General features: G+C 65.2%; 15 protein-coding genes. 8 read left to right on the forward strand and 7 right to left on the reverse strand.

Translation table 11 applies throughout. The features are described 5' to 3' along the window. Window positions 1-72: 72 nt before the first annotated feature. Together RRX38_RS04935 and RRX38_RS04940 are read left to right on the forward strand one after the other, a co-directional pair. A complete protein-coding gene (locus tag RRX38_RS04935; protein ID WP_315961770.1) occupies window positions 73-1293 on the forward strand; it encodes a putative DNA modification/repair radical SAM protein in 1221 nt (406 codons plus the stop codon). After that, entirely contained in the window at window positions 1290-2138 is an 849-nt protein-coding gene (locus RRX38_RS04940) for a TIGR03915 family putative DNA repair protein (protein WP_315961771.1), read from the forward strand. Before RRX38_RS04935 ends, RRX38_RS04940 begins: the two co-directional genes overlap by 4 nt. Window positions 2139-2337: 199 nt before the next feature. On the opposite strand, the gene RRX38_RS04945 is transcribed toward RRX38_RS04940, so the two are convergent. Then, on the reverse strand, window positions 2338-3180 hold the full coding sequence (locus tag RRX38_RS04945; RefSeq protein WP_315961772.1) for a PhzF family phenazine biosynthesis protein: 843 nt from the start codon (window positions 3178-3180) through the stop codon (window positions 2338-2340). A 112-nt stretch (window positions 3181-3292) separates the two neighbouring features. Between RRX38_RS04945 and RRX38_RS04950 the strand changes: the two genes are divergently transcribed. Continuing rightward, complete coding sequence (locus RRX38_RS04950) at window positions 3293-4117, forward strand: NAD-dependent protein deacetylase (protein WP_315961773.1); 825 nt, start codon at window positions 3293-3295, stop codon at window positions 4115-4117. A 72-nt stretch (window positions 4118-4189) separates the two neighbouring features. Here the strand turns inward: RRX38_RS04950 and RRX38_RS04955 are convergent, their stop codons facing one another. Further along, window positions 4190-6550 (reverse strand): DNA polymerase II, encoded by a 2361-nt coding sequence (locus tag RRX38_RS04955; protein WP_315961774.1) that lies wholly within the window; start codon window positions 6548-6550, stop codon window positions 4190-4192. A 176-nt stretch (window positions 6551-6726) separates the two neighbouring features. Here RRX38_RS04955 and RRX38_RS04960 point away from each other — a divergent pair, with 176 nt between their 5' ends. Further along, window positions 6727-9324 carry an EAL domain-containing protein gene (locus RRX38_RS04960; protein WP_315961775.1) on the forward strand — a complete coding sequence of 866 codons (2598 nt, stop codon included), beginning with the start codon at window positions 6727-6729 and terminating at the stop codon, window positions 9322-9324. 107 nt (window positions 9325-9431) lie between these two features. Beyond that, the gene (locus RRX38_RS04965) at window positions 9432-9872 is read left to right on the forward strand and encodes a CBS domain-containing protein (protein ID WP_315961776.1); all 441 of its coding nucleotides are present in this window, start codon (window positions 9432-9434) and stop codon (window positions 9870-9872) included. Between the two features lie 134 nt (window positions 9873-10006). Here the strand turns inward: RRX38_RS04965 and RRX38_RS04970 are convergent, their stop codons facing one another. Then, window positions 10007-10543: a DUF4174 domain-containing protein gene (locus tag RRX38_RS04970; protein ID WP_315961777.1), complete on the reverse strand. Its 537-nt coding sequence runs from the start codon at window positions 10541-10543 to the stop codon at window positions 10007-10009. A 125-nt stretch (window positions 10544-10668) separates the two neighbouring features. Next, complete coding sequence (locus tag RRX38_RS04975; RefSeq protein WP_295472889.1) at window positions 10669-11838, reverse strand: aspartate aminotransferase family protein; 1170 nt, start codon at window positions 11836-11838, stop codon at window positions 10669-10671. Window positions 11839-11942: 104 nt separating this feature from the next. Between RRX38_RS04975 and RRX38_RS04980 the strand changes: the two genes are divergently transcribed. Next, on the forward strand, window positions 11943-12857 hold the full coding sequence (locus RRX38_RS04980) for a LysR family transcriptional regulator (protein WP_315961778.1): 915 nt from the start codon (window positions 11943-11945) through the stop codon (window positions 12855-12857). Here the strand turns inward: RRX38_RS04980 and cysC are convergent. Further along, window positions 12821-13426 (reverse strand): adenylyl-sulfate kinase, encoded by a 606-nt coding sequence (cysC, locus tag RRX38_RS04985; protein WP_315961779.1) that lies wholly within the window; start codon window positions 13424-13426, stop codon window positions 12821-12823. The two genes, RRX38_RS04980 and cysC, sit on opposite strands and share 37 nt — an antisense overlap. Window positions 13427-13561: 135 nt before the next feature. On the opposite strand from cysC, the gene RRX38_RS04990 reads away from it, so the two are divergent. Further along, the gene (locus tag RRX38_RS04990; RefSeq protein ID WP_315961780.1) at window positions 13562-14128 is read left to right on the forward strand and encodes a GNAT family N-acetyltransferase; all 567 of its coding nucleotides are present in this window, start codon (window positions 13562-13564) and stop codon (window positions 14126-14128) included. A 130-nt stretch (window positions 14129-14258) separates the two neighbouring features. Here the strand turns inward: RRX38_RS04990 and RRX38_RS04995 are convergent, their stop codons facing one another. Together RRX38_RS04995 and RRX38_RS05000 are read right to left on the reverse strand one after the other, a co-directional pair. Beyond that, complete coding sequence (locus RRX38_RS04995) at window positions 14259-14531, reverse strand: hypothetical protein (RefSeq protein ID WP_315961781.1); 273 nt, start codon at window positions 14529-14531, stop codon at window positions 14259-14261. Between the two features lie 149 nt (window positions 14532-14680). Beyond that, window positions 14681-16255: a TerC family protein gene (locus tag RRX38_RS05000; protein WP_315961782.1), complete on the reverse strand. Its 1575-nt coding sequence runs from the start codon at window positions 16253-16255 to the stop codon at window positions 14681-14683. 607 nt (window positions 16256-16862) lie between these two features. Here RRX38_RS05000 and RRX38_RS05005 point away from each other — a divergent pair. Continuing rightward, complete coding sequence (locus tag RRX38_RS05005; RefSeq protein ID WP_295472879.1) at window positions 16863-17147, forward strand: hypothetical protein; 285 nt, start codon at window positions 16863-16865, stop codon at window positions 17145-17147. Window positions 17148-17245: the final 98 nt, after the last annotated feature.

Consider the following 17245-nt stretch of genomic DNA (forward strand, 5'->3'; position numbering starts at 1 on the left):
AAGCCGTCCACACCCTATTGAGTGATAGCCAGAAGCCCGATACTGTACATAAAAACAGTATCGGGCTTTTTCATGCAGTTGATCGACAAGCTGAGCATTCTGGCCGACGCCGCCAAGTACGATGCCTCCTGCGCCAGCAGCGGCGCCCCCAAGCGCAGCTCACAGGGCAAGGCCGGGCTCGGCGCCACCAATGGCATGGGCATCTGCCACAGCTACACGCCGGACGGCCGCTGCGTGTCGCTGCTCAAGGTGCTGCTCACCAACTTCTGTCTCTACGACTGCCAGTATTGCGTCAACCGCCGCTCCAGCGACGTACCCAGGGCGCGTTTCAGCCCCGAGGAAGTGGTCCGCCTGACCCTGGACTTCTACCGGCGCAACTGCGTGAGCGGACTGTTTCTAAGCTCCGGCATCATTCGCTCGGCCGACTACACCATGGAGCAACTGGTCGAGGTCGCCCGCCAGTTGCGCGAAGACCACCAGTTCCGCGGCTACATTCACCTCAAGACCATCCCGGATGCCGATCCGGCGCTGATCGCCCTGGCCGGGCGCTACGCCGACCGCCTCAGCGTCAACATCGAGCTGCCCACCGACCGCAGCCTGCAGACCCTGGCACCGGAGAAGAACGTGGTCTCCATCCGCAAGGCCATGCACACCATCCACGATGGCGAGCAGCAGGTGCGCGACGAACCGCGCGCGCCGCGTTTCGCCCCCGCCGGACAGAGCACGCAGATGATCGTCGGTGCCGACGCCACCGATGACAGCACCATCCTGCGCAGCGCGCAGACCCTCTACAGCAGCTATAAACTGCGCCGGGTCTATTACTCGGCGTTCAGCCCGATCCCCAACAGCCCCGGCAGCGTGCCCCTGGCCGCCCCGCCGCTGCTGCGCGAGCATCGTCTGTACCAGGCGGATTTCCTGCTGCGCGGCTACGGCTTCAGCGCCAGCGAGCTGCTCAAGGGGCCGGGGGACCTGGCGCTGGACATCGACCCCAAGCTGGCCTGGGCGCTGGGCAATCGCGAGGTCTTCCCGCTGGACCTGAACCGCGCCGAGCCCAACCTCATCGCGCGCATTCCCGGTATCGGCCTGCGCACCGCGCAGCGGCTGGTGGAATTGCGCCGCCAGCGGCGGATCCGCTATGAAGACCTGGCGCGTATGCGCTGCGTGCTGGCCAAGGCGCGGCCGTTCATCATTACCAGCGACTACCGTCCGACCCAGGCCGAGTCGTCCAGCGACCACCTGTACCAGCAATTGCGCGACCGCCCGCAGCCCCAGCAGATGGGCCTGTGGGCATGATCCGCCTGGATTGCGACGACCTGTTCGACACCTGGCGGCAACAAGCACGCTGGTTGCTCAGCCATGGGGTAGACCCCAGCCGGGTCAGTTGGGGCGGCGAGCACGACATCGATCTGTTCGGCAGCGATGAGGCCTTGCCAGAGGGTGCCGGTCCGTTTCAGGCCAAGGTGCCCCTGGCGCTGGTCGAGCAGCTGCAGGCTGCGTCGCAGTATCGTGGCGAGCAGCGCTGGAGCCTGTTGTACGAAGTGCTGTGGCGGGTCTGCCATGGCGACCGCACCGCCATGCTGGCTGGCGACCGACTGGGCAGCGAGCTGCAACGGCGGCTCAAGCAGGTCAGCCGCGAGGCCCATCACCTGCACGCCTTCCTGCGCTTCGTGGCGCTGCCCGCCGAAGCACCGCATGCCGACGCGCTGCCGCCAGAGTACGTGGCCTGGCACGAGCCGGCCCACGACATCCTGGCCTGCGCCAGTCGGCACTTCATCGGCCGCATGGGGCGTCATCGCTGGATGATCGCCACGCCCCGCGACGGGGTGTTCTACGACGGCGAGCGCCTGCACCACGAACGGATCTGCCCACCCGCCTGGCAGGCCATGGCCCGCCAGGCGGACGATCCGGGCGGTGAGCTGTGGCTGACCTACTACCAGAACATCTTCAACCCTGCACGCCTGAACCCCAAGGTCATGCAAGGCCACCTGCCGACACGCTTCTGGAAGAACCTCCCGGAAGGCCCGCTGATTCCAGAGCTGATCAGCCAGGCGCGCACCGGCAAGCAGCGCGACGGCCAGGCCCGCGACGTTGCGGCGCGCCCCGGCAAACGGATCCGCGCAGCCGGTCCACCGCGCTAAAGGCCAGTCAGTCCGGCCTGGCAGCGAGGTGAAGCCTGCGCTGTATTGCGCTAAAGACCAAAACTTGTCAGTTAGACCGGGTAGGAGCTTCAGCCGCGAAGCGACCGCCTTTCACAACAGATGCAGTGAGTTTCCTGGCGCTTTCGCAGCTGAAGCCGCTCCCACCGCGCCACATGCCGCTTAATCGAACAGTATTGCGCTAAAGACTGATATGACCGTCGATGCACGCGACGGCATCGCCGCCCACCCAGATGTCATCGCCCATCCGCTGCACGTGCACCCGGCCATCGCGACCGATCGCCGTACCCTGGCAAACCACGTAGCGCTCCACAGCCAGCCCCTCGTCGAACAACCAGCGTGCGATGCCGGCGTTCAGGCTGCCGGTCACCGGGTCTTCCGGCATGCCGTCGCCACCGATGAAGGCGCGCACCTCGAAGTCCGCCTGCTCACCCTCTGTCGCCGGATCGCAGGCCGCGAACAGGCCCACGGCCAGGCCGTCGAGCTGGCTGAAGTCCGGTTTCACCGCCAGCACCTCAGCGCGGCTGGCCAGGCGCAAGGCCATCCAGCCGGCGCCATTGTCGACCCAGCGCGCCTCGAGCACCTGTCCGGTCGCCAATCCCAACGCCGCGCAGACTCGCGCCTGCAGCTCGGCCTGCAACGGACCGCTGCGCAGCAAGGGCGGTGCGGTAAAGGCCAGCCGGGACCCATCGCGACGAATGCGCACCAGCCCGATACCACACTGCTGGATGATTTCCTCGCCCTTGGCTACGCCACCGGCCTCCAGCCATGCCCGGCAACTGCCGAGGGTCGGATGCCCGGCGAAGGGCAGTTCCTTGACGGTGGTGAAGATCCGCACCCGATAATCGGCACGTGGATCGGTGGGCTGCAACAGGAAGCAGGTTTCACTGAGGTTGGTCCAGTTGGCCAGTGCCGCCATCTGCTGCTCGCTCAGCGTGTCGGCCTGCAGCACCACCGCCAGCGGATTGCCCAGCAAAGGGCGGTCGGTGAACACATCGAGTTGTTTGAAGGCATAGCGGCGCATCCTGAAGCTCCCGTCCATTCAGAACCCGCGAGCCTGTCACAGCCACGACAAGCGGGTAAAGCCATGTGTGAGCGGTTAAGCTCTCAGCAGCCTGATGAAGGAGTACCCATCCATGCCTGACAGCCTGACCCTCGAACGGCTTTGCGACTACCTGCAGCAACCGCTGCTGGTGATCAGCGGCGCCGGAATCAGCACCGCCTCCGGTATTCCGGACTATCGCGACCGCGACGGCGTGCGGCGCGGCAAGCAACCGATGATGTATCAGGAATTTCTCAACGACCCCGCCGCCCGCCAGCGCTACTGGGCCCGCGCCCTGCTCGGTTGGCCCCGCATCCTCGCCGCACAGCCCAATGCCGCGCATCAGGCACTGGCCAGTCTGCAACAGGCCGGACGCATCGGCGGATTGATTACTCAGAACGTCGATGCCCTGCATGCGCGCGCCGGCAGCGACGCCACCGAGCTGCACGGCAGCCTGCATCGAGTGCTGTGCCTGGATTGCGGCCGGCGCTTTCCGCGCGCCGACATCCAGGCGCGTATGCTTGCCGACAACCCCTACATGGCCGACGTCCAGGCGCGCCAGGCTCCCGATGGCGATACCCTGCTCGACCCTGTCTACGTGGCGGATTTCCAAGTACCGCCTTGCCCGGCCTGCCAAGGCTTGCGACTCAAACCCGATGTGGTGTTCTTCGGTGAAAACGTCGCCAGCGCCACGGCTGCCCGGGCGGCGGCCCAGGCCAGCGCGGCGCCGGGTCTGCTGGTGGTCGGCAGCTCGCTGATGGCCTGGTCGGCGTTTCGCCTGTGCAAGGCGATGGCCGAAGACGGCAAGCCGATTCTGGCCATCAACCAGGGCAAGACCCGCGCCGACCCACTGATCACCGCACGCACGGCACAGCCGTGCGAGCTATTGCTGCCAAGCGTCGTACAGGCCCTGGGCTGATCCCCATACTGATCGCTCGCTCCACCAGGATCAAAAGCAACCGAAGCGAACAGCCTTCGGCATTACGGCCCTTCAGAACAGGTCGAGCTGGCCGCCGACCAGCGTGGTGAAGTCATCGTCGACGAAGGGCAGGATCGCATCGGCCAGCGGCTGCAGCTGACGCGTCACGTAATGGTCGTAGTCGATGGGCGCCTGGCGAGCTTCCAGGGGTTCAGGCCCGGCAGTGGTCATCACGTAGCTGATCCAGCCGCCGTTCTGGTACTGCCGCGGGCGACCCTGGCGGTCGTTGTATTCGTCGGCCAGGCGCGCGGCGCGTACATGCGGCGGCACGTTGCGCTCGTAGTCGCCCAGCGGGCGGCGCAGGCGCTTGCGGTACACCAGCAGTTGATCATGCTCGCCGGCCAGGGTGCGTTGCACGTAGTCGCGCACGAACGCCTGGTAAGGCCGGCGCTGGAAAATCAGCAGATACAACTGCTGCTGGAACTCGCGGGCCAGCGGCGACCAGTCGGTACGCACCGACTCCAGGCCCTTGTAGACCATCTCCTGCTGACCATCGGCGCGTGTCACCAGGCCGGCGTAGCGCTTCTTGCTGCCCTCCTCCGCACCGCGGATGGTCGGCATCAGGAAGCGGCTGAAATGGGTTTCGTACTGCAGCTCCAGGGCGCTGCGCAGGCCGTGGGCCTCGCGCAGGTGGGTCTGCCACCACTGGTTGACGGCCGCCACCAGCTCGCGGCCGATCGCCTCGGCCTCCTGCTCGCCGTGCGGCCGGCCCAGCCAGACGAAGGTCGAGTCGGTGTCGCCATAGATCACTTCGTAGCCGCTGGCCTGGATCAGCTCGCGGGTCTGCTGCATGATCTGGTGCCCGCGCAGGGTGATCGACGAGGCCAGGCGCGTGTCGAAGAATCGGCAGCCGCTGGAGCCCAACACCCCGTAGAAGGCGTTCATGATGATTTTCAGCGCCTGCGAAAGCGGCGCATTGCCCTCGCGCTTGGCCGCCTCACGGCCCTGCCAGACCCGCTCGACGATACTCGGCAGGCTGTGTCGGGTGCGCGAGAAACGTGCGCCACGAAAGCCGGCCACCGAGTCCTGGTCGGTCGGATGCTGCAGGCCTTCGATCAACCCCACGGGGTCGATGAGAAAGGTCCGAATGATCGACGGGTACAGGCTCTTGTAGTCGAGCACCAGCACCGACTCGTACAGGCCAGGCCGCGAATCCATGACGAAGCCACCGGGGCTGGCCTCGGGCATGCGTTCGCCAAGGTTCGGCGCGACGAAGCCCAGGCGATGCATCTGCGGCATGTACAGGTGATAGAACGCCGCCACCGAGCCACCGCTGCGGTCTGCGGCCAGGCCGGTGACCGTGGCGCGTTCGAGCAGGAAGCTCAGCAACTCGGTCTTGGCGAAGATCCGCGTGACCAGTTCGCAGTCCTTGAGGTTGTAGTGCGCCAGGGCCGGCTTGTCTTCGGCGAACATGCGGTTGATTTCGTCCATGCGCTGGTAAGGCGTATCGATGGCCTTGCCCTCGCCCAGCAGCGTCTGCGCCACCGACTCCAGGCTGAACGACGGAAAACTCCAGGTGGCCGAGCGCAGCGCCTCGATGCCATCGATGATCAAACGGCCGGCGGCCTCGGCGAAGAAGTGCTGGCGGCTGCCGTGCTCGCGCCAGCCCAGTGGCGTGGCGCCGCGCCCGAGCATCAGCGCAATGCCCAGGCGCCGGGCATGCTCTTGCAACACGCGCAGATCGAACTGCACCAGGTTCCAGCCGATGATCGCGTCGGGGTCGTGCTGTGCCATCCAGCGGTTCAAGGCGTGCAGCAGCTCGGCGCGGCTGGCGCAGTAGTGCAGCTCGAAATCCAGGCCGCTGGCGTCACCGTTGGCCGGCCCGAGCATGTACACCACACGCTGGCCACAACCTTCCAGGCCGATGGAATACAGCTCGCCCCGCTCGGTGGTTTCGATGTCCAGCGAGACCAGCCGCAGGCGCGGGCGGTAGTCGGGCGCCGGGCGTAGCTGTGCCTGCAGCAGTACTCCACTGCCGTCGTCACGGCCACTGAACTGCACGGGGGCGTTGATGAAACGCTCCATGAGGTAGCGCTCCGGCGGACGGATGTCGGCTTCATAGACATCCAGGTTGCCTTTGCGCAATAGCTTCTCGACCGCCAGCAACTGCCGGTACTGCTTGCAGTACAGGCCCACGACCGGGCGCTGGCGGAAATCGCGCAGCGCCAGTTCCCGCCACTCGATGCCGGCCTCGTCGCGCAACAGTGCTTGCGCGCGTTCACGCTGCACGACCGGCACGAACGCCACCTGCACTTGCGGGGCCAGGCGTATCAGGCGTGGCCCCTGGTCGGTGGCCAGCCACAGCTCGACCTCGGTGCCTTCCGGCGTATCACGCCAGTGGCGGCTGAGAATGAAACCCTGTTGTAGATCCAACGCTGCCTCGCCTGCTTGAACTGGATAGGGATTCTACCTGCGGCACACGCCGGGCATTCGCAGAAAACCTCATGGACCACGCGCTGCTGCCGATAAACCGGGCAAGAGGCATGAAGTCGGCAGGGCGACGGGCAGCCGTCTATACCTGTTCATTATAAGCGCCCGGTAATAGCACTATGACTGCATCCCAATCTCCAGCCATCGCGACGCTCGGCACCGCGCCCTCGCGCAATGCCCTGCTGGTCAGACGCACATTGTTCGTGCTGCTGGGGCTGTTGGGCGCCATTTCGCTGCTGATGGTCGCGGTGGTACTGTCGATCGCCTGGCAGCTCAACCGTGAGACCAGCGCCCACAGCCAGCGCCTGGTGGACAAGCTCTGGCAAGCCACCGAGCAACGCCTGACCACCACGACCCGCGACAACGCCAACTGGGGCGACGCCTACAGTGCCCTGCACCTGCGAACCGACCTGGACTGGGCGTTCACCCGCGACAACCTCGGCCCGTCGTTATTCAACCACTTCGGTTTCGAGGGCATCTTCGTCATTGGCCCTGGCAACCGTACCACCTATGCCGTCGAGCAAGGTCAGCTCAGCGACGCCAGCCTGCAGGCCTGGCTCAAGGTCTTCCCTGAAGACCTGATCCGGGAGGCCCGCGAGGCCGACGACGAGGACGATGTCGCCCTGCGTATCGTCGAGCGCTATGGCCAACCTGTGCTGCTCAGCGCCGCCCGGCTCGGCCCTGGTAACAGGGTCTTCCTGGAAGGAACCGCCGGCGAGCAGTCGGTGCTGGTCCTGGCCTATCTGCTCAATCCAGGCAAGCTCAGGGCATTGGGTGACAGCTACGAGATCGATCAACTGCGCGCTGCCATCGACAGCACGGATACGACCGCCGAGCCACAGCTGCGGATCACCCCACAGTGGGTGCTGCGCTGGAATCCGGAGCAGCCGGGCAACCGCCTGCTCAAGGTCCTGTTGCCGACACTGCTGGTTTCACTGGTCGTGTTGCTCTTCATGGCCGTGCGCATTGCGCGCCGAACCCTCAACAACGCCCGCCTGCTCGACCATCAATACACCGTCATCCAGGCCAGCCGCACCGCCCTCGGCGACAGCGAGGCGCGTTTTCGCAATCTGGCCGAGGCCGCTTCCGACTGGTTCTGGGAAACCGACCTGGAACTGCGGTTGCTCTACCTGTCCGAGCGCTTCGAAACCATCACCGGACAGCCGGCCCAGGCTTGGCTGGGCCAGCGTCTCGACCACCTGCTGCACAGTCTGGAACAGCCATTGGGCACGTGGATCGCCAACCAGCATACCGGCGGGCCGCGGGCAGTGCTGCGCTGTACCCATGTCACGCTGCACGGCGACACCCTGACCAGCCTGCTCGCCGCCAGGCCGGTGCTCAACGCCGGCCAGGTGGTGGGCTACCAGGGCAGTGCCTCGGATATCACCCGTGAGGTGGCAGCCGAGGCACGTCTGCGTCAGTTGTCCGAGCATGACGCCCTCACCGGCCTGGCCAACCGCTCGCGCCTGCGCGAGGCGCTGCAGACGCGTCTTGAGCGTCTGCCGGGCGAGGCTGAGTCGCTGGCGTTGCTGACCCTGGACCTGGATCATTTCAAGCCGGTCAACGATCTGTACGGCCACAGTGGCGGTGACCAGGTCCTGCGTGAGGTCGCGCTGCGCCTGACGCGCTGCCAACCCGAGGGTGCACTGCTGGCACGCCAGGGAGGCGACGAGTTCGTGATGCTCTTCGACACCGTGCCTGACCAGGCAGCCACCGAAGCCTTGTGTCAGCGCCTGATCGGCGCCATCGACCAGCCGTTCGTGGTCAGCGGCCAGGAAGTGGTCATCGGTCTGAGCATCGGTATCGCCTGCGCGCCGACCCATGGCACGGTGGCCGAAGACCTGCTGCGCTTTTCCGACCTGGCGCTGTACCAGGCCAAGAAAGGCGGTCGCAATACCTGGCGCTTCTATGAGCCCGCCATGACCCAGCTCATGGAGCGCCAGCGCGAACTGGAAAAACATCTGCGCAAGGCTCTGCAGCACGGCCAGTTCAGCTTGCGCTACCAGCCCCGCTATGACATCCGCAGCGGCCGCATCAGCGGCGCTGAAGCGCTTATCCGCTGGGAACATCCGCAACTGGGCCTGTGCATGCCCGACCAGTTCATTGGCCTGGCCGAGGAAAAGGGCCTGATCGTGCCGCTCAGTGACTGGGTGCTGCTGCGTGCCTGCACCGATGCGCTGCAATGGCCAGGCGAGCTGCGTGTCTCGGTGAACATTTCCGCCGTGGAGTTTCGCACCGCCGGGCTGGTGGAGCGCATCCGCTCGGTGCTCGCCGCCACCGGCCTGCCGGCGGCGCGGCTGGAACTGGAGCTGACCGAACGGGTGGTGATCGACGATGCGCCATCCAGCCTGGAGCTGATGCTGGCACTCAAGGCCCTGGGCGTGCGCCTGTCGATGGACGACTTCGGTACCGGCTATTCGTCGCTCAGCTACCTCAAGGATTACCCGTTCGACACCCTGAAGATCGACCGCAGCTTCATCAACGAGATCGACCGCAGCGCCCAGGGCCGCTGCATCGTCCAGGCGATCATCGACCTGGGCCGGGCACTGTCCTTGAGCGTCACGGCCGAGGGGGTCGAGACCGAACAGCAGTTGCAGCAGTTGGCCGCCTTCGCCTGCGATGAAGCACAGGGCTACTTCCTGAACCGCCCCATGCCCCTGGCGGCTCTGCTGGAGGCCATTGCCCGGCAAAATGACAGCGCCTATCAACCCCATTGACGTTTTCTTCCCGGTACACGCCGCTTTCAGGCTTGCGGCCCGAACCGGCTTGCCCGATGCTTGCCCGGCAAGGTTACCGACAACAAGCCCCGTACCCGGAGAGCGCCATGAAGACCGTTGCCCAACTGCTCAAACTCAAACCCGAAGCGCACCGCCAGGTCCACAGCATTGCTCCGGATGCGCTGGTCATCGATGCACTGCGCCTGATGGCCGAGAAGAACATCGGCGCCCTGGCCGTGGTCGAGAACGGTGCCGTCATCGGCGTGGTGAGCGAACGTGACTATGCCCGCAAGATGGTGCTGCTGGGCCGCTCCTCGGTCGGTACACCGGTCAGCGCCATCATGAGCAGCAAGGTGATCACCGTGGACTCGGCGCAGAACGTCGAGACCTGCATGAACCTGATGACCGACCACCACCTGCGACACCTGCCGGTGGTCGACAACGGCGAACTGCTCGGCCTGCTGTCGATCGGTGACCTGGTCAAGGAAGCGATCGCGGAACAGGCCAGCCTGATTCAGCAGCTGGAGCAGTATATTCGCGGGGAGTGACGCCACCTAAGGCCGGCGCTTGGGGTCGTGCAGACGCTAGCGGAATCCGGCGCAGCGGCCTGGCCGCAAAAAAGGCCGGCCCAGGCACAGGTCCAGTGCGGCTGAACCTGTGCTGGCGAGGCTTGATGGAAAACTCAGTCGTCGAGGGCCGCCGCAGCGCCCTTGCCGCTCTTCGCCGCTTTCGGCGCCGGAGCTGGCGCTGGCGCTTCGGGGGCCGCAGCGGCCGGAGCCGGTGCAGCGGCTTCCTTCTCGCGCATCGGCATCTGGTCGATGGTGGCGAAGATTTCCTTGGGCTCGATGCTGTCGGCCTCGATCTTCTTCTCGCCGTCCTTGCCTACCAGAATGACGCGGGTCTTGTTGCCCGCGCCCAGTTTCAGCTCACGGATCAGCGCCATGGTCGCTTGCGCGTCCATACCCTTGCCGTTGCGCTCGCCGATGGTGTTCACCACGGTGTACAGCACCATGTTGCGCTGCGCGAACGCCTCGCGATTGGCCGGCTCTTCCAGGGCTTTCTTGAGATGTACCAGGGTCGGGTCGGTGGGGCTGGGCGCGATGATGATCAGAGGCCTGGCCTTGCCGCGCTCCTGCGCCAGCGGCGTATCGCCATCGGCGGCGAACACCGGCGCGGCGGCCAGCAACAGGGTGGCAAGGGTCAGTGACCGGATAGGCATGGGGAGCTCCTTGTAAATCCATGGGTCGGCATGTTGCGATGTGATTCGCAAATCCCATGTGGGTTTCTACCCCATGTGAGTCCTTTCGGTACAGCGCAAATTTCACCCGCCCGGCCAGTGGTGCCTCAGGCCAGCAGGCTGTGCAGTGCTTCGACGATCCTTTGCGCTTGCGCGCGCGCCAGGGTGAGCGGCGGCAGCAGACGCACCACCCGGCCACGGGTGACATTGATCAACAGCCCCTGCTCACGGGCTGCCGCCAGGGCCAGACCCGGAATGGCCGAGTGCAGCTCGATGCCGATCATCAGCCCCAGCCCGCGCACCTCGGCCACCTTCGCGCAATCCGCCAGGCGCGCCTGCAGGGCCGCCAGCAGGTACTCGCCCTGCTCGCGGGCATTATTGACCAATTGTTGCCGCTCGATGACTTCCAGCACGGTGCAGCCTGCCCGACAGGCCAGGGGGTTGCCACCGAAGGTACTGCCGTGGCTGCCGGGGGTGAACAGGCCGGCGGCCTGCCCCCTGGCCAGGCAGGCACCAATGGGCACGCCGTTGCCAAGCCCTTTGGCCAGGGTCATGACATCCGGCACGATGCCGGCGTGCTCGGTGGCGAACCACCGACCGGTACGCCCCAGCCCGGTCTGGATCTCATCGACCATGAACAGCCAGCCGCGCCGCGCGCAGCGCGCCTGCAGCGCTTGCAGATAACCTGCCGGGGCGACCCGCACCCCGGCCTCACCCTGCACCGGTTCTACCAGCACCGCCGAAATGCGTGCGCCGTGACGGGCGCAGGCCTGGTCGAAGGCCGCCAGGTCGCCGAACGGCACGCGCAGCACATCCCCCGGCAACTTCGCGAATCCCAGACGTACCGCCGGGCCGTCGCTGGCGGCAAGGGTCCCCAGGGTACGACCATGGAAGGCGTCTTCCATGACCACCACCAGGGGCTGCTCGATGCCCTTGTACCAGCCGTGCAGCCGGGCGAGCTTGAGGGCCGCCTCGTTGGCTTCGGCACCGGAATTGCAAAAGAACACCTTTTCCAGTCCGGACAGGCGTACCAGGGCACGCGCCAGACGTTGCTGCCAGTCAATGCCGTACAGGTTGGAGGTGTGCAACAGTAACCCGGCCTGCTCGCTGATCGCCTCGACCAGCGCGGGGTGTGCGTGCCCGATGTTGGTCACCGCGACCCCGGCCACCGCGTCAAGGTATTCGCGCCCGTCCTGGTCCCACAGGCGCGTATCGAGGCCACGTACGAAGTTCAGGGGCATCGGCTGGTAGGTGCTCATCAGGCAATCGGCGGTCATTACGGCGGGCTCCATGGTGGTGCGGGGTTGCCTTGCAGTATCGTTAGCCACCCTCGCTGGATAAACCCGGCAAAACTTCAATATCTTTCAAGTGTGAGTTGTCAATGGATCTATTCCAGGCCATGTCGGTGTTCGTCAAAGTGGTCGAGTCCGGCAGCATGACCGCCGCAGCCCGCGAATGTGCGATTTCCACCACCATGGTGGGTAATCACCTGCGCGCGCTGGAGCAACGCCTGGGGGTCGGCCTGCTCAAGCGCACCACGCGCCGCCAGCGTCTCACCGAGTTTGGCGAGGCCTATTACCAGCGTTGCACCGAGGTGCTGGGCCTGGTCGCCGACTCCGAGCAGCTCGCCGAGCAGACCGTCGGCGAACCCATCGGCACGCTGCGCATCACCGCGCCGCTGACCTTCGGCTCCGAGCGCCTGGCCCCGGCCCTGCATGGCTTCCACCAGCGTTATCCACGCATCCGCCTGGACGTGATGCTCAGCAACCAGCGCACCGACCTGCTGGAGTCCGGCTTCGACGCCGGCATCCGCATGGGGACGCTGCCCTCCTCGACGCGCCTGGTGGCCAGGCCGCTGCAGGACTACACCCTGACCATCTGCGCCGCGCCCGCCTACCTGGCGCGCCACGGCACCCCGCAGGTCCCCGAGGCGCTCAGCCAGCACGCTTGCCTGGCCTTCGCCTACCCGGCCGGCGACGACTGGAGCACCGTCGAACGAAAATGGCGGCTGCATGGCGTGGATGGCGAGATCGAGGTCCCGGTTTCCGGCCCCCTGACCCTCAATAACACCGCCGCGCTGTACCAGGCAGCGCGCAGTGGCATGGGTATCGTGATGCTGCCCGATGCGCTGGTCGAAGAGGACTTGGCCAGCGGCCGTCTGATCGCCCTGCTGCCCGAATACGGCCTGCCCAGCCGCCCGATGCACCTGATCTACCCGCAGGATCGCTATCGATTGCCAAAACTGCGCGCTTTCGTCGACTACGTGCTGGAACAGTGGGGCAAGCCGGCCGACTGAGCGCTGGCCGCAGCGCGTTCACACAAGGCCTCGAGCAGCGGCGCGATGGCCATGCTGTGGCTGTCGAAGCGAAACTCCGCGTCGACAGGCGCCTCGAACGGCGCGTCCCAGCCGGTGAGGTTGTGCAACTCGCCACGACGCGCCTTGGCATAAAGCCCCTTGGGGTCACGCGCCATGCACACTTCCAGGCAGGTGCTGACATGCACCTCGGTAAATTGCCCGACCGCGAACAGCCGGCGCACCCGCTGACGGTCCTCGGCGAACGGTGAGACGAACGCGCAGATCACGTGCAGCCCGGCACGCTGCAACAGCAGCGCCACTTCGCCAGCACGACGGATGTTTTCGCGGCGGTCGGCATCGCTCATGCCCAGGTCGGCGCACAGCCCACGGCGCAACTCATCGCCATCGAGCACCAGGGCACGCAGGCCCTGCGCGTCGAGACGTTGCGCCAGCGCCCTGGCCAGGGTGGTCTTGCCCGCTGCCGGCAGTCCGGTCAGCCAGAATACGTGGCCCTCGCCTGCGGCGGCGTTGGACGGTACGGAGGGGGAATCTGAAGCGTGGCTGGGCATGGTCTTCCTTGCATGACGAATGGCGCACTCCTGGCGTGACGGTAACGCCAAGCCCGAAGCTCGGCAAGCCAGGCTTGCAGGGCGGCGCCTCTGACGCATAAGGTGCGCCACACGCTTGAAACTGCAAGGACTTCCATGATCAGCATCCGCCCCATGACCCGCGAAGACTTCGCGCTGTTCTGGCCAACCTTCCAGGCCGTCATCGCCGCTCAGGAAACCTACGCCTACGACCCCGCGCTGAACGCCGAGCAGGCCGCCGCCCTGTGGCTGGACCTGCCGCTGCACACCCTGGTCGCCGAAGAGGACGGCCAACTGCTGGGCAGCTACTACCTCAAGGCCAACGCCGCCGGGCCCGGCAATCATGTGTGCAATTGCGGCTACATGGTCGCCGAGGCCGCACGAGGTCGCGGTGTGGCCAGGCTGATGTGCGAGCACTCGCAGCAGCTGGCGCGGCAGAGCGGTTTCCAGGCCATGCAGTTCAACTCCGTGGTGGCCTGCAATACGTTGGCAGTCGAGCTATGGACCCGTCTGGGCTTCGAGACCGTGGGGCGTCTGCCCAAGGCCTACCGGCATGCGCGGCAGGGGTTGGTGGACTGCCTGGTGATGTACAAGTGGCTGGGCCCTGACACTCGACCCGAACGGCCGATGCTGATCGGGCGCAAGAACATCGAGTCGGTGGTCTCCCGGCCACGGCGGCGTTGAGCGCACGGCCGTTCACGCCTCTCTTTTCGGCCCAGGGGACCTCAGTCGCAAAAAGCTTCCCGGCTGAAGCCGGTCCCACCGGGCCAGCGCGCCTGCACCCTGTGGCTATCCGGCATGAGGTGACACCCGTTCACTCCTTGACTTCGCTGAGCGCGAAACGCTGGCCCTTGGTGTCGCGCACCTCGTTGCCGACGATCCAGGCCATGGTATGGCCGTCGTGATCGACCAGGCGTTGCGGCGTGCCCAGACTCAGGGTCCCGATTTCACCGCTCCAGTCGCGGCGCGGATCGTGCTCCAGGTAGGCGTACACCTTGCGCTCGCGGATGCGCCACACAGGATGGGCCTTGCGGGTCGAGATCACGTCGTAGGTCAGGTTGGGGTTGAACAGGGCTGCGGCAGTCATGGCTGGCTCCGTGTGCGGTGAGGTGGCTGACTGCACGTTGAAGCCACGGGGAATGAGGCAGGATAGACCAGCCTCAAGGCCTCCCGTTTAAACCAGCCGACCAGCTGCACGCCCCGTCATCCGGGGCCTGCAGGCTGGGCGGCTGGCCATCATCGGGTGCTTTGCAGCGCGGCGGGCGGCTGCAGCAGTACGCGGGTGACCCGTCGCTCTTCGACAGCGGTGACCTGCAGCTTCCAGCCCTGGTGTTCAAGGCTGTCGCCGATCACCGGCAGACGGTCGAGCAGGCTCATCACCAAGCCGGCAAGGGTCTGGTAGTCCTCGGTGACACGCGCCTGAAAACCGGTGCGCTCGCGGATCAGGTTGAGGTTGAGGGCACCGGAGACCAGGAAATCATCGCCTTGCACGACGACATCCGGGCCGGCCATTTCGCTGGCGTCGGGCAACTGGCCAGCGATGGACTCAAGGATGTCGGTCATGCTGAGGATGCCGATGAAATCACCGAACTCGTTGACCACGAAGGCGATGTGCGTCGACTCCTTGCGCATCTGCTCCAGGGCGTTGAGGATCGAGAAGTTCTCCAGCAGGTTGATCGCCTTGCGCGCCATCAGGGCCATGTCCGGCTCATTGCCGGCCAACAGCTCACGCAGCAGCTCCTTCTTGTGTACGTAGCCTTGCGGTTCGTCGATGCCGCCCTCGCCCACCAGCGGCAGGCGCGACACCGAAGAATGCATCAGCTTCAGGCGGATCTTCTCGGCGTCATCCTTGAGGTCGATGTATTCCACCTCGGCGCGCGGGGTCATCACCGTACGGATCGGGCGCTCGGCCAGCTGCAGCACGCCGCTGATCATCACCCGCTCGCGGCGGTCGAACACCGCTTCTTCACTGCCCGTGGCATCTTCGACCAGGTCGCTGATCTCTTCGTCCACCGAGCCTTCCTCCAGCTTGCGCCCACCCAGCAGGCGCATCACCGCGTGGGCGGCACGCTCGCGGCGTGGCAGGCTGCCATGCGCCGAAGCCTTGCGGCGCTTGCGGGCAATCTGGTTGAACAGCTCGATGAGGATCGAGAAGCCGATGGCCGCGTACAGGTAACCTTTCGGAATGTGGAAGCCCAGGCCTTCGGCGGTGAGGCTGAAGCCGATCATCATCAGGAAGCCCAGGCACAGCATGATCACCGTCGGGTGTGCGTTGACGAACCTGGTCAGCGGCTTGCTGGCGACGATCATCACACCAATGGAGATGATCACGGCGATCATCATCACCGACAGGTGCTCGACCATGCCCACCGCGGTAATCACCGCGTCGAGCGAGAACACCGCATCAAGCACCACGATCTGCGCGACGATCGGCCAGAACAGGGCGTAGCTACCGGTGGTGGCGCGCTGGCTGACATGGCCTTCCAGGCGTTCATGCAATTCCATCGTGGCCTTGAACAGCAGGAATACACCACCGAACAGCATGATCAGGTCGCGCCCGGAGAAGCTCTGGCCGAACACTTCGAACAGCGGCGTGGTGAGGGTCACCATCCACGAGATACTGGCCAACAGGCCCAGACGCATCAACAGCGCCAGGGTCAGGCCGATGATCCGCGCCTTGTCGCGCTGGTGCGGTGGCAACTTGTCGGCGAGGATGGCGATGAACACCAGGTTATCGATACCCAGCACCAGTTCCAGCACGATGAGAGTGAGCAGGCCAAGCCATGCCGTGGGATCAGCAATCCATTCCATGAGGTCAGTTCTTCTGGCAGATATGGGGGGCAGACGTCAGCACGCGGTCAGCCAGGACCGGGCTTTGCTCGAGGACAGAGACGCTGATACAGGAAAGGCAGGCCGACTGGCCGTGCCGCAAGCTGTCGCTGCGGGCGCAGGGAGGGATCGAGAATGGCGTGGAAACGCGATTGCGGCGATTGGGAGGTTCCTGGAGGGTGTTCATGGCATCCTGAAATTCAATACGGGAGCAAATCCTATAACAGCGAGTCACATTTCGATGTTCGGATAAGTATTACAAAGCTTGACCGAGGTCTAGAGAGGATCGTGATCACGGCCGTGCTGCGACGATAAGCCACAGGCCTGCAGCGACCAGTTGTCAGACAACGGTGCTTCCGCGCTGGAGATCAAGGCCTGATTTGTTTTAAGATATTGCCAATTCGACGCATGACCCCGTGTCGCGAGCTGCCTTTGTGGCAGCGACCGCAGATCCGGTGCATCGTCAGACTAATAAGAAAGCCCGTCCCTATGACGGGCTTTTTGCGTTTTCAGGATCTGCAAATTGCGGTCGACCCGGCGTTGCCAGGCTGGCCATCCTTTTCATACGAACTCATCGAGGCCCATTTCCATGCTGCGGTATGTAGTATCCCACCTGTCCCAATGGCTTAAACGTTTCTCCTCGGAACAGGACCCACGTCACCATGCAGACAAACGCTATGCTCGCGACTTCACCCGCGAACAGGAGCGCGAGGCCAGCTGGAGCCTGTCGAGCATCCTGCTGGTGGTGGCGCTGAGTGCCTACTGCCTGGGTGGGTTGGGTTACTACGCCAAGACGCACATCTGGGACACCATGAGCGAAGCGCAGAAGGAACAGATGGCCCAGGCGATGATCGTCAGCGCGCAGAACCTTTGACGCGCGGCTCCCGCCAGGCCCACAAGGGGAAGCATGACGCTTCCCCTTTTTCTTGCGTCCCCTTTTCATCGGCCTGCGACCGACGCCCGGCGGGCCTG

This window comes from Pseudomonas sp. DTU_2021_1001937_2_SI_NGA_ILE_001, assembly GCF_032463525.1.
Classification (GTDB): Bacteria; Pseudomonadota; Gammaproteobacteria; order Pseudomonadales; family Pseudomonadaceae; genus Aquipseudomonas.